This window comes from Ignavibacteria bacterium, assembly GCA_017302895.1.
Taxonomy (GTDB): domain Bacteria; phylum Bacteroidota; class Ignavibacteria; order Ignavibacteriales; family Ignavibacteriaceae; genus UTCHB3.
Genome location: JAFLBV010000002.1, coordinates 424,485 through 438,309, shown reverse-complemented (window position 1 = coordinate 438,309; position 13,825 = coordinate 424,485). Strand labels below are relative to the sequence as shown.

At 41.1% G+C, this 13,825-nt stretch carries 9 protein-coding genes; 5 read left to right on the top strand and 4 right to left on the bottom strand.

Going from position 1 to position 13,825, the window contains the following annotated elements; all coding sequences use genetic code 11:
• The first annotated feature begins 13 nt into the window (after positions 1–13).
• On the top strand, positions 14–1,609 hold the full coding sequence (locus tag J0L60_09535; protein ID MBN8546357.1) for an aromatic amino acid lyase: 1,596 nt from the start codon (positions 14–16) through the stop codon (positions 1,607–1,609).
• Positions 1,610–1,637: 28 nt separating this feature from the next.
• Positions 1,638–2,609 carry a 1-aminocyclopropane-1-carboxylate deaminase/D-cysteine desulfhydrase gene (locus tag J0L60_09530; protein MBN8546356.1) on the top strand — a complete coding sequence of 324 codons (972 nt, stop codon included), beginning with the start codon at positions 1,638–1,640 and terminating at the stop codon, positions 2,607–2,609.
• Between the two features lie 51 nt (positions 2,610–2,660).
• Here the strand turns inward: J0L60_09530 and J0L60_09525 are convergent, their stop codons facing one another.
• The 3 genes from J0L60_09525 to J0L60_09515 all read right to left on the bottom strand — a co-directional run bounded on the left by J0L60_09525 (position 2,661) and on the right by J0L60_09515 (position 7,247).
• The gene (locus J0L60_09525; protein ID MBN8546355.1) at positions 2,661–5,504 is read right to left on the bottom strand and encodes a S9 family peptidase; all 2,844 of its coding nucleotides are present in this window, start codon (positions 5,502–5,504) and stop codon (positions 2,661–2,663) included.
• A gap of 98 nt (positions 5,505–5,602) precedes the next feature.
• A complete protein-coding gene (gene ybaK / locus J0L60_09520; protein ID MBN8546354.1) occupies positions 5,603–6,070 on the bottom strand; it encodes a Cys-tRNA(Pro) deacylase in 468 nt (155 codons plus the stop codon).
• Between the two features lie 49 nt (positions 6,071–6,119).
• A complete protein-coding gene (locus J0L60_09515) occupies positions 6,120–7,247 on the bottom strand; it encodes a hypothetical protein (protein ID MBN8546353.1) in 1,128 nt (375 codons plus the stop codon).
• A 148-nt stretch (positions 7,248–7,395) separates the two neighbouring features.
• On the opposite strand from J0L60_09515, the gene J0L60_09510 reads away from it, so the two are divergent.
• The 3 genes from J0L60_09510 (at position 7,396) to J0L60_09500 (ending at position 12,266) form a co-directional block, all read left to right on the top strand.
• Positions 7,396–7,965 (top strand): hypothetical protein, encoded by a 570-nt coding sequence (locus J0L60_09510; GenBank protein MBN8546352.1) that lies wholly within the window; start codon positions 7,396–7,398, stop codon positions 7,963–7,965.
• 28 nt (positions 7,966–7,993) lie between these two features.
• Positions 7,994–10,906, top strand: a complete 2,913-nt coding sequence (locus tag J0L60_09505; protein ID MBN8546351.1) for a T9SS type A sorting domain-containing protein — start codon at positions 7,994–7,996, stop codon at positions 10,904–10,906.
• Between the two features lie 196 nt (positions 10,907–11,102).
• A complete protein-coding gene (locus J0L60_09500; GenBank protein MBN8546350.1) occupies positions 11,103–12,266 on the top strand; it encodes a hypothetical protein in 1,164 nt (387 codons plus the stop codon).
• A 45-nt stretch (positions 12,267–12,311) separates the two neighbouring features.
• On the opposite strand, the gene J0L60_09495 is transcribed toward J0L60_09500, so the two are convergent.
• Complete coding sequence (locus J0L60_09495; protein ID MBN8546349.1) at positions 12,312–13,820, bottom strand: magnesium chelatase; 1,509 nt, start codon at positions 13,818–13,820, stop codon at positions 12,312–12,314.
• Between the last annotated feature and the right edge of the window lie 5 nt (positions 13,821–13,825).

The following is a 13,825-nucleotide window of genomic DNA, read 5'->3' as shown; positions in this document are numbered from 1 at the left end:
GGAGAGATACAGAATGATCAAGAATAATATCCTTTATTTGGACGGGCACTCATTAACGATAGATGAAGTTTATGATGCCTCCGTGAAACCGTTTAAGGTTTTGTTAACTGATGATGCCCGCGTTGCCATCGCAAAGTGTCGCGACAGGCTTTTACAGCAGATTTCGGAAAATCCGCTTCAGAAAATTTATGGCGTGAATGTGGGCGTGGGAAATTTGAAAGACACGTACATTTCACCTGAAGATGCTGAAGAGTTTCAGATTAAATATATTAAATCGCACAGTTGTGGAACCGGTGAGCCTTTGAACCCGGAAATCGTCAGGGCAATGATGATAATCAGGCTTAATTCGTTCGCTCATGGTGTTTCTGCTATGTCGATTGAGACGGTCGAGATGCTTGAGTCGATGTTAAATGCCGGAGTCGTTCCGTTAGTGCTTACAGAAGGGTCGGTTGGTGCAAGCGGTGATCTCGTTCCTTTGGCAATGATTGCCGGAGTAATGATTGGACTTCCTGAAGCCCGGGCATGGTACAATGGAGAACTATTGAAGGCTCCCGATGCACTAAAAAGAGCCGGTCTGAATCCTGTTAGATTGGGATTCAAAGAGGCAATGGGCTTGACTAACGGTACCAATTTCATGTCGGCAAACTCTGTATTTGCATCAATTGAAGCTCGTAACCTGTTAAAAACAAGTAATTTGGCAGCAGCTCTTTCACTCGAAGCAATAAGAGGTGAAAAGGATGCCTTCAGCAGTTTCCTTGCTTCTAAAAGACAGCACAAAGGTCTTGTAGAAGTTTCCGGGGAAATGCGGAGGCTCTTGAACGGATCAAAACGAACAACAGTGGAAGCCCAAAAAATTCAGTTCAAAGGGCAGGATATTGCTTCAGCCACTGAGAGAGTGCAGGACAGATATTGTTTTAGGTCTGTTCCACCTGTACACGGAGCGGCTTTTGAGGCCCTGCAAAAGTTTGATGAAGTCCTCACAATAGAGATAAATTCGGTAACGGACAATCCTTTGTTTGAACTTGAAGACGATTCTCTGATTTTTCACTCCGGTTCAAACTTCCATGGTCAACCACTGGCAAATGTAATAGATTATCTTAAACTTTCTTTTACGACACTCTCATTGATATCCGACAAAAGATCATTTTCAATGCTCAGCAAAAACCTGAGTTTTGGACTTCCTTCCAATCTTGCAATTTCGCCTGAGAAAGGTGATTCGGGTCTAATGCTCGCGCAATATTCGGGGGCTTCCAGGGCAGGGGAGAACAGAGTGCTTTCGAATCCTGCTTCCGTAATGTCCATTTCGACTTCAGCAGGCCAGGAAGATTTTGTTTCCATGGGTAGTGTTGGTGTTGTTCATTTGCTGAAGGTTTTGGAAAACCTTAAAACAGTGCTTGCAGTTGAGATTTTGTGTGCCTTGAGAGGCTTGCAAATGACTAACAACAAACCGGGTTATCTTGAAGGAGATTTATGCAGGCTGGGTGAAGGGACTGCTTCTCTTTTCGATGAGTTAAACAAAATATTGCCACTTCCAGAAGGGGATACTTATCTTGGTTCGGAAATTGAGTCTGTCAGACTTTTTATCTCGAATTTCCGACTCAACAAATAGCGTCTAAACGGAATTTACCGGGACATTTATGACAAACTCTGCGAAAGTAAAGCAGTTCTTCGAGAATTATTCAGTTCCCCGAACGCCGATCCAAAAGAGTGAACTCTTTCCAACCGGCAATATATTTGTTGAGAGATTCGATAAAACTCATCCTGTCCTTCAGGGTAACAAATGGTTCAAACTTAAAAGGAACATACTTGCATGCATTGAACAGGGAAAAGACTCGCTTCTGACTTTTGGCGGAGCCTACTCAAATCACATTCACGCTACCGCAGGTGCAGGCCAAATTTTCGGTCTTCCGACAACAGGAGTTATCAGAGGGGAGAGGACTGATCCTCTCAATCACACTCTTCGGGAAGCAGAATCATTCGGAATGAGGCTTCACTTTGTAAGTCGAAGTGAGTACCGGGAAAGGTATTCCGAAGAATACATCGAAAGACTTCGCACTATTTTTGGAGACTTTTATTTTGTTCCGGAGGGTGGAAGCAACAGATTAGGGTACCTCGGTGCTTCAGAAATGCTGCCTGCTGATGCTCCTGAATTTGATTACATCGTGATGGCTACAGGGTCGGGTGGGACACTTGGAGGTAACCTTCTTGCTGCTTGGGAGGGTAAAAACCATCATACAAAATTCTTGTCGATTCCGGTACTAAGAGATCACCACAATATAATAGATAATCTAAAAAAGACAATCGCCGCCGAGGGAGTGGAGAATTTCGACAATTTGAGTGTAATCGACGGTTTTCATTTCGGGGGTTATGCGAAAACAAACGAACAACTTCTGCAGTTTATCATCCACTTTCAGAACGAACAAAAGATTGAACTCGATCCTGTTTACACAGGGAAAGTTCTTTTTGCAGTATCGGAACTCTCGAAAAACGGGTTTTTCAAGAAAAATGACAGGATTTTGGTATATCACACCGGAGGACTGCAGGGAAAATCGGGATTTATCGAAAGGTTTCCGAAGTATGAATCGCTGCGGGGGAATTTCGAAAATTAATCAGGAAAGTAAGGTTGATATTACCTCACTCTCCTGATTACCAACTGATTATCAATAACCGCGAATTTTATCTTTGTCAATTGCTCTGATTCCTTCGGTCATCCATTTTGGTGCCGGTGCACCTTTCAGGTAATGATCGAAGAATTGAAGCATCCTGATACTCAAATCCACTCTGTTTCCCCAGTTTGACTCTTTAAGATTATGCACATCTCCTGTGTAGTTGAGCATCCAGACCGGTTTTTCAAGCCTTCTCAAGCCGGTATACAGCTCGATACCCTGATACCATGGCACAGCATCATCTTTGTCGTTTGCCATAATCAGGAGGGGAGTCTGCACTCTGTCAAGGAAGAACAACGGACTGTTGGCGATGTAGAGTTCAGGCTTCTCCCAGAGTGAAGCACCAATCCTGCTCTGACCCTTCTCGTACTGAAACTGACGGACGAGACCCGAACCCCATCTGATTCCACCATAAGCACTTGTCATATTTGAAACGGGTGCGCCTGCCATTGCAGCTTTGTAAAGATTAGTTTGTGTAATCAAAAATGCTGTTTGGTAGCCACCCCAGCTCTGTCCCTGAAGTGCGATGTTTTCACGATCAATGAAAGGAAATTGCTCAAGCATTGAAAGTGTTCCACCAACTATGCAGTTATAGGCTCCTTTGCCGGGATATCCGTCTTCATAAACAATATCGGGGATAAATACAACATACTGATTGCTGGCATAAAAAGAAGGATTTATTATCGATCTGCTGGGGGAGGGAGTCCAGTATCTGTTAAGATTATCAGAACTCTTTTCGTAGAAATATACCATCATCGGATATTTTTTCGATTTATCCAAATTTTCGGGTAAATAGAGGAGTCCTTCGAGAGGTTTTCCGTCGATGGAATAGTATTTCACGAGCTGTACATCAGCCCAGAGCCAGTCCTGATGTTGGGGGTTAATGTCGCTTATTCTCTTAAGGTCGGGAGTGAGTCCTTTTGAATAGTAAATATTTGGCGACTCTTTCGAAGATTCTCTGTTAATAATAAAATCGTCGCTGTTTTTGGCTTTGGCAATTGCTCCATATCCATTTGCCGTAATAAACAGAATCTGAGCGGTTTTATCGGATTTTAACTGAAATTTTGCAAATCCGCTCTCTTTTGAAGTTTTGTTAAACGCCGTAAAATAGAGTGTGCTATTTTCATGAAAGAAAGGAAGCTCTCTGTCAAGATCGAGCGTCCGGAAAACAATGTTTGATTCTTTTCCAGAGGTTAATCTAACCGGTTTATCGTCCCCGCGGGGGTCGACCATCCAGACATCATAGCGGGAATGAATTAAAAGATTTTTGTCATCTTCTGTCCAGCCACCGGTTCCGTAAGCTGAGGGCAGATCGGGAACATCGTTTTCCACATCAAATAACGGCTCACTTATACCGTTCGAAATTTTTGCGGTTGTTCCACTCTCATTGTCGTAAGAATAGTAGGATGAATCAGATTCTTCGTACCAGACGATAAATTTGCCGTTTGGTGAAATGGTGTTAAGCTGACTTTGTTTTTTCTTTATCAGCTTTCGTTCACCGGAGGTAATATCCACTGAATAGAGGTCGGAATAGCCATCGTCCCATGAAATCAATTTTTTGTATGGAACGCCCGATGTCCCTAAAGCGTATTTGTTATCAAAATACTTTGATAAAGAGACGCTTTCCAATAGAGAATCAGTCAACTGGATTGCTTTTCCTTTATCAAGGTGCCAGACAAACAGGAAAGTTTTTTTCTTTTCACGACTGAGTTCAAAGTTCTGTTGAGTGTAGATGAGCGGGTCATTCCATCCCCAGACTTCGACATTCGGTTTTTCCTCATCAAGGAGTGTTTCATCAGGCTCAATCTGCAGTGCTTTTGCAATTCCGAAAAAGAGCCTCTCACCGGAATCGGAAAAATTCAGGTCGTAGTTTGCTGATACTCTGAATCCGGCCGGTATAGCTGCATTTACAGAGTCAATCAAGACAGAGAATCTATTATCCTTGTCATTCAGAAGATAAAGGTTATAGTTTTTCACTGTCGCCGTATCAGGTGAGAATAAAAAGGCGAGTCGTTTTCCGTCATCAGACAATACGGAAGATTTGACTGATCCGTTTAGCACAATTGTGTCACCCTTGAGTGTTTGAGTATTAAATCTTACCACATAAGCCGTATCCACCGAGTCGTTCACCATTGAGATGAAAGCAAACCGGGAACCGGATTTGTCTGTTGTATAGTCATCCACATTAGAGAATCTGAATTCGAGATTTTTAAGAGGATTAAAAAGGAGGAGATCAGTACCCTCTTTTTTGCCTTTGGAAGGTTTAGGCTCCTTTTCCTTCGCTATTTTTGAAGTATCTTTAAAAAGTGAAGTGTCTTTAACACTTGAGGAGTCTTTTGCTTTTTTCTCTTCCTTTGGCTTTTTAAGCTTGTCAAAGTGAATTGCAAGCCATCCTTCTGATTCTTCCGGGAGTTTAAATGATTTTATATCTGCAAATTTCATGAGAGAGTCTTTGGATGTTATGTAGATTCCAAGCGAATCTTTCGGCAGGTCATCCTTCTTCACTTTTTTCAAATTTGCAGATTTGAGAGTGTCGTATCCCGGTTTTATTGAGAAGACAACCAACTCACTTTTGGGTGTGATTTTTGCTCCCTTTCCCTTTGGGACAAAAAGAGTCTTGTCATCTTTTTTTATGTAAATGGAGAGATTGCCATCTTTTCGGAGTGGATTAACCTCGAAAACAAGCAGATTTCCATCTTTGGAAATTTGGGGTTGCTCAATTCGCTTCCATATTTCATAGACGGAATGATCAAGTTGTTTTTTGGATTGTGCCTGTAAAATAACAGGGAGACCGGCTCCAAAAAGAAGTAAAAAGAAAATAGCTGAGTTTTTTGACATATGATACCGGTGAGATAATGAGTTAATTTTGAAAAAAAACAACACAATTTAAGGTATTTTACCAAGTAATTCGTGAAGGAAGGGAAAATAAATTTTAATTATATCAGATCTGCGGAAGTGGCAGCGATCGAATTAATGAGATCACCGGGATTTATAATAATTTGTGTGCCTCTTACTCCTGCACTTATGGAGATGTTTTCAAAAAGTTGTGCTGTCTCATCGAGGAAGACAGGGAAATTTTTTTTCATGCCGACAGGGGAGCAGCCTCCTCTGATATAACCGGTGAGTTCAAAGAGTTCCTTCACCTTCACCATTTCAATCCTTTTGGAACCCGAGGCTTTAGCTGCTTTTTTAAGGTCAAGTTCGCATGAACCGGGAATAACGAACACGAGGAGTGAGTTTGCCTCATTTCTTGCAACAAGGGTCTTAAAAACGGAGTCGGGATCGAAACCTATTTTTTTGGCGACTGAGACTGCATCAAGTTCATCTTCCGACACTTCGTAATTCAGCAGGGTGAAAGGGACTCCCTTGGATTCGAGAATTCTTACAGCATTCGTTTTTGACATTGGAAATTCCTGGATATTTGCAATGCAAAAATAGGAATCAGAATTAATTTTAGAATGTCTGTCGAATGTACCCTGACAAAGTGGACGCCAAAACCTCATGTCCATATTTATTCATGTCACTTGAAGAGACATTGAAAAGACGCTTTTCAGGGATATCGTAAAAACGCAACATTAATGTGGGATCCACAATCTTTACTTTTTGAAATGAAAATGAGTAATCTTTTATTTTTTTAATAATTGGATAGGTTCCGGAATAATTTGCAAAGTCATTGGAGACAAAATTCCCGGCCTTCAGCATGTTGTCGACATAATATTTGTCAATCCATGAACAATGTGGTGTGATGAGAAACAGGACGGTAGCACCTTTCTTTAACCAGCAGAAAAGCGTATTAAGGCGGCTCATTGATTCCTCAAAGTCGATATTTCTTCCCGATTTTAACAGGGTGGAGTTTTCCACCAGACCGTTTTGCTTTTCGAATGATTTTCCCGTAAGCGGTTTAAATGAAATGTTCTGGTTTTGAATCAGGTTTTGTGGTTCGAGCGCTGCAAAGGCATTCCCGCCCATTTCAGAAGCTGTTCTGGATATTGTGTAAAAGATGTAGTTCAAAATTCTAATCTTGTCGGTCAGCAGGTTGGTGACACTTCCGACCAGGTTCGCTTCAGACAAGTCCTGTCCTTTTCTAAGATCGTACAGGTCATTAGCCGGATTCATCTGATAAACCAGAATGTCGGGATCGTACTCCTTTATCAATTTTTCACCGATAAAAGATGCTTCAATCGCTCCTGTATTCGGTACAGATCCGTTAATAATTCTGTAATCAGGATGATTTTTTCTGAGCATTGCTACATAGCTTTGTGGATTAGCGCTGATCTCGTCACCGAGTACAAGAATGGTCTTCTTTTTGCCACCGGGTTCAACCTCAGATTCCGGGTTCAGTTTTTCAAAAGTACCAGAGTGAGGATTTATCCATTGGTTTATGTAGGATATTTCGGCTATTGCCAGCAGCGCGACCAGCAACAAAAAGATTTTGAATGGTTTTGAAAAGAGTTTTTTCATGGTACGATTAAAGTTTATTAAAAATTCGAAAGCAATATACTTCCTGACCGGGGTGGTATTTTTGTTGGACATCACTTTCAGGCGGGTAGAGGGAGTAATTTGTGGTTTATGTGAGTTCACTCACAGCATTCTCTGTCGCTCCTGGTTTCAGGGAATGGTTCGGTCATAATTTTAATGTTTGAAATCCAATTATATTTTCATATTTTGAAGTCTATATATCCACTTTTTCAAAATCCCAATAAACTTTTAGTCCCCAAAGGAGATTTAAATGAAATCTTTTTCATTGAAACTTGTTTTACTCGCACTTTTAACCGTTTTCTTTACAGGGTGTTTGACGGTAGATACAAAAGAATATTACTATAAAATTTCGAAAGATGGCTCCGGAGAGGGCTGGATCAAGTTCAACAACATAAAATCTGCAAAAGATGGTGAGACAGATGTCTCGTTAAAGGATTTTGCCGAATTGATAGATGAATATGTGAAGGGAACAAAATTTGAAGATGAAAACCCGTCTTTGCAGGTAGTTTCCAAGGAATTGATTGAAGAAAACGGCAAGCTGAACGGTCTGGTAAAATTCAAGTTCAACGATATTACAGAAATCTCTTTCCTTGCAGAAAAAGATTGTAATTGTGCTCCGGTATATTATTCAATGGGTGGATTTTTATCAGAGACATATCTTTCATCCAATGGAAAATATCTTGGTGAAAATGGTGGACCACAGATAATAAAATGGCCTTCCGGAAGCAAAGAGTTCAAGTTTTCAACCACAGTTAGCAGCGACACCACATCAATTGAACTGTTAAATCAGTACAAAGGGTGGAAAGCCGGCCAGAAATAAAAATTTTAAATAATCGGAGTAGATAAAAGTGATAAGAAACATTCTTTTTTCACTATTGTTGTTGGCATTAACCTCGACTCTTGTCCTTGGACAGGCTTATAATGGACCCGCCGCGGGTTCCAAGACCGGTGGAGTCGTAGTGAATACTAACAATTTTGGCTTAACACCTTCGAACAGTTTCCCAAAGCCGGAGACGATAAGAAACAAGGTTGATTACAATGCAAGTCCTGTATTTATAAAAGAATACGACGACATGTATGAAGCAATAAAATACTATGTTGAAGACTCGAATGCAGGAAAAGATGCAATCGACACAACAAAGGCACTGATGTTGAAGAGTTTTCAGGGATTAACCCAGACAAACTCGATTCCACCCGATCCACATGTTGCTGTGGGAGCAGGATATATCGTTGCAACAGTCAACAGCGATTTTGGGATTTTCGACAAGAACGGCAACCTTCTTAAGAGGATCAATGCTGATGCATGGTATGCAACAACTCTTTCTTCACCCGGAGCGTTCGATCCTAAAGTGATTTATGACCATTTTGACAAAAAATGGGTAATGGTTTGGCTCGATCAGAATGACAATCCTGCAAGAGGCTATCATCTCATCTCGGTTTCGGATGATTCCATTCCGACCGGTACATGGTACAACTATGCCATTCGTTCGGATGTGAACGGTGATGTTCCATCAAACAACTGGATGGATTATCAGGGTGTGGGCTTCGATGATGATGCAGTGTATGTTTCGGGTAACCAGTTCTCATTTGCAAGTGCATTTAACTATGCAAAGATCAGGATTTACCCTAAATCAGCGCTTTATTCCAATGATGCCAATGCAACAATTACATGGAATGATATCTATGGTATTAAGTATCCCTCACCGGGTCCGACTCAGCAATTCATATTTCATATAAGACCAACGATTGCCTACACACATGATCCTGCAAAATACTATTTCCTCCATGCACCAAATGGCGGGAATGCATTTGCACTCTACTGGATAGAGAATCCATTAACCAACCCTGTGCTCAGAGGTTCAATGGTTCCGACGATCAGCTACAGTTCACCGCCTAATGCAAATCAACTTGGGGGAGGATCTCCGTTGCTTTCCACCAACGGTGCCCAGCTTCAGGATGAACCGATTTTCAGAGATGGTAAAATCTGGTCAATACACACCATAACAAATCCAAGTGCGTCCAGCTATTCAGCTCTTCACTATGTAAAAATAAACACAGCCACGAGCACAGTTGCAGAGCAGTCTGTACTCGGAGCAAGTGGATTATGGTATTACTTCGGTGCTATAGCAGTTGATAAATTTGACAATGCCGCCGCAACATTTGCACGCTCTGGTGATACCGAATATGCAGGTGCATTCTATTCGTCAAAATTCGCAAATGAAACCAATTTTACATACAGTGCCCCACTTCAGACGGGTAAAGCCAATTATGTGAAAACATTTGGCGGTACCAGAAATCGCTGGGGCGATTATATGGGAATCTGGGCTGATCCGGAAAATCTGACCGATTTTGTACTGTTTACTGAATATGCATCAGCATCAAATACCTGGAGTACATGGACAGGCATATTGCGAATCGCTCCCTTTGATGGTCCAAAAGGATTCGTAGATAAAGCTGTCTTGAATTTTGGTGAGGTTGAGCAAAACAAAACCAGTCTCCCGGACAGGTTTAAGCTTACAAGTTTCGGAACACAGAGTATAGTAATAGATTCATTGTACTTTGGTTCAGGTAATTTTATTCTTAACACCAATCTTTCATATCCTTTTACACTCGATCCTAACAGAACGATAGAAGTGGAACTGAGTGCCAAACCTGTTGATTTAGGACCGATAGCGGACACTCTTTTCATTAGATCGAACGAGACCGGATTGAAAGGTGTAGCTGTTACTGCGACTGGTTATCAGATAGCTGCAGCAAACGAAAAGGCAATGTATTCGGTGTCCGGCGGAACAGACAATAATCGGCTTTTCTATCTGAGAACGGGAAACGCAGTTCCCACTGAAATCGGTGCTACAACAAAAAACCTTTTCACAAGCATAACTGTTGACCCTAAAAGTAAAGTTATTTACGGGTTAAGGAACACCACTCCGCAGGAAATCGTCAGATTGAATGCTACCGGTGGTGATGCCCATACTTTATTTAAGGCCAGTATTACAGATTTGGGAAGTATAGCATTTGATACATCCGGGAATTTATATGCGTCCCAGAAGTCAGGCAAAATCTATAAAGTGGGATTGTTGGATTCATCTTTCACAGAAAGATTTTCAACAGCTTCTCCAGTCTTGAGTATCGCTTTTCATCCTCAGACAAATGAACTTTACGCATCACTTTATCGCGCACTTGGTTCACCGAAGGATATGATTTTCAAAATAAATCAGACAACCGGTGACACTACGAGACTCGGTTACACCGGCTTTGGTGGCGCAATATTTGATATCGAGTTCGATAAGGAAGGTGGCTTCTTTGGATTGAAGGGAACAAATAATCAGGCAACTGATTTGATTCAGATAAATCCATCAACCGGAGCGGGAACACTCGTTGGTTCGACGGGGATTGTCAACATGGCTTCGTTGTCCTTCAATTACAACGGTACACTGACCGATGTTAAAACAACTTCAACAATTCCCGGAGCATTTTCACTCGGACAGAACTATCCAAATCCATTTAATCCTACAACCAGGATCGAATATACACTCCCTAAAGCAGCTAATGTTAAGATTACTGTCTACAACCTGTTAGGTGAAGTGGTAAAAGTTCTTTATGAAGGATTCAACAACGCGGGTGGTTATTCACTCTATTGGAATGCAGACGATGTTGCTGGCGCGAAACTCACAAGCGGTGTTTACTTCTACGAGTTAAAAGCCAACACAATTGATGGTAATTCGTATAGTGAAATTAAGAAAATGGTACTCCTTAAATAGTTTCATAATAAAAATGAAACAATGATTTAAGCCCGGATCTGACGATTCGGGCTTTTTATTTTTTATAAGCTTTATAAAACGATACGAAATGTAAATCAAAAATATTATATTGAGGTTTGAAAAAGTGTTAAGTTTACGGTTCAAAAACTGTGAACCATTCCTTTCATTTAACAGAATCTGAACTACCGGTCTAACAATGATATTAGAGACAACGCGCGGCGATGGAAGTGATATTCTCATTTATTCGGAGAATCGCTTCAATTTAGAAAACAATTTTCGAATGATCAGAAGAAACATCGGGATTAACAACCCGATTCGACTGCATTATAACGAAGTATGTGGTTACATTAATGATATGCAGCCGAAGACGGTTATAGCGTACAGGTTGTTGACAAATCTTGATGATTTCGATATTAATTATGTGAAGTACGGTCAACAGGTCATCGTGAACAATGCAAGAGAAGTAATCTATTTTGACCCCATCTACTGCATTAAGGAGATGGAAGATAATGGTTTTCTGAATGATGATCCTGATCTTCGGTTCAGAATCCAACAGGTTGGTCTCCAGTCCCGTGGTGTAGTGGATGGATTATCGGATTTTGAAGAGTCATACAGTTTTGATCTTGAAGCTACTGAGGTTCAGTACCAGAATGACAGATCATTCGCAGAATTGCTTTGTGCTTTTGATGAAATAGATTTTGATAAAGTGATAAATCTTGCCACTAATGAGACATTTGATTCTCCAAAGGCAGAACATCCTAAGCCTGAGCAAACAAAACCTGATCCGGCAACAACCAGATCGAAATTTCAGGCTCTTACTTCAATGGATCTCAGTTTTAACAAGAAAAATACTGTTGACAAAAACACAACCGACCGGCCTCCAACTACCGCAACAGGTGAAAAACAAACCGGAGAGAGAAACAATGTCGATAGAAAAGGGATGGTAACCCTTGCATGGGGAAGGAAAACCACCGGATTATTCGAAGAAGACGATAATTACGATCCTTATCAGGCGAGCAAGAGAGTACATCTACAGGAAGAGAGACCGAAATCGACTACTCAGGCCGATATTACTCCCGGAACAACAGATCAAAAGAATGCAAGATTTCAGGTTGTAGGACAAGGCAGACCCAAAAGCAAGTTTCAAACCACACAGGTCTCTGGGAGAACCCAGGGGAATGTTGAAAGAGACGGAAATAAATCGATTTTTTCCTCATTTCTCGAAAAAAAGAGAGAGGAATTCACTTCGAAACCTAAAGATGAAACCGGCTCGCACGAAGAAATCACTGATTCTATTAAAGAATTCGCCAGCGACCGTGAGAAACGGTTTGTGGTACTTAAGCTTAGAAAAGATAAATAAAAAAAGGCTGCCTGAATCGGGCAGCCTTTTTTGTTTTAAATTAAATCAATATTTTTCTTCATCGAATTCATCTTCGTCAAGGTTGTCCAAAGTAAACATGGAAGACAACATGTCTTTGAATTCGAATTTCCCCGTCAGGTTAAACCTGCTGATAAGGGAAAATTCGCACATACCGTGAAGAAGGAACTCGGCAAAGATGAATTGTTCCTGTTTGCTGATACCGGCTACAAATTCCTGCACCAGTTCCATCAGTCCTTCTACTCTCATAAGTGAATTCTCATACTCTTTCTGGGAAGAACCACTAATCAAATCGAGAGTATTTCCTTTTGAAAACCAGTCGAGTACTTTTGTATATGCTTTCTTCCCGTCTTCATTTTTTCCGTTTTTTTCAGGTGAAGGGAAATATTGCTGGAAAACTGTTCTAATTGCCTTTGAAATCAGCAGATGTGCAACCGTAGATGGACCCTCCTGCTCACCTTCATAAACCAGTTCAACTTTACCTGTTATCGAAGGAATTGTGTTGAAGAGGTCACTTATTCGAACGATTGCACTTTTTTCGGAGTTTATGAGTCGTCTAAGTTCGGCAGAACTGAACAGATTCTCATAACTTGAAATGGTTAGTCGTGCAGAAACCCCGCTTTTTTCATCCACATATTCACTCTTCCGGGCTTCAAAAGCCACCTGTTCAACAAGATCCTCCAGAAGTGGTGAGCAGACGATATCTGATGCCTGCTGTTCGTGCAGTCTCGCTTCCTGTTTAGTAATGTTTTTTGATACAGTGATGCTTCTCGGGTAGTGAGTTAAAATCTGACTGTCGATTCTGTCTTTCAACGGAGTGACAATCGAACCTCTGTTGGTGTAATCCTCAGGATTTGCTGTAAATATAAACTGAATATCGAGAGGCAGTTTCATCTTAAAACCTCTTATCTGAATGTCCTCTTCCTGCAGAATATTAAAGAGAGCAACCTGGATTCTCGCCTGAAGATCCGGAAGTTCGTTAATCACAAAGATTGACCTGTGAGAACGGGGAATCAAACCGTAGTGAATCACTCTTTCATCCGAATAGGGGAGCTTCAGTGAAGCTGCTTTTATGGGATCGACATCTCCGATGAGATCAGCTACAGATACATCAGGAGTAGCGAGTTTCTCAGTATATCTTTGATCACGATGAATCCATTGAATTTCGGTATCATCTCCATGCGTAACTATTTGGGACTTTCCAAAAGTCGAAACGGGGTTATATGGATCATCCATCAATTCACTCCCTCTGATTACGGGTATATATTCATCGAGAAGCTTAACCAAAGTCCTTGCTATTCTGGTTTTTGCCTGACCTCTCAGACCCAGCAACAAGATATTATGTCTGGAAAGAATCGCCCTTTTCAGATCAGGGATAACAGTCTCTTCATAGCCGTGAATTTCACCAAAATATTCCTGCCCGTTCGAGAGGGAAGCAATCAGGTTACTCCTCATTTCATCTTTGATGGTTTTCGGCTTGTAACCGGAATTTTTCAGGTCACGAAATGTTTTAATCTCTTCAATATTATAGTACATAAAGT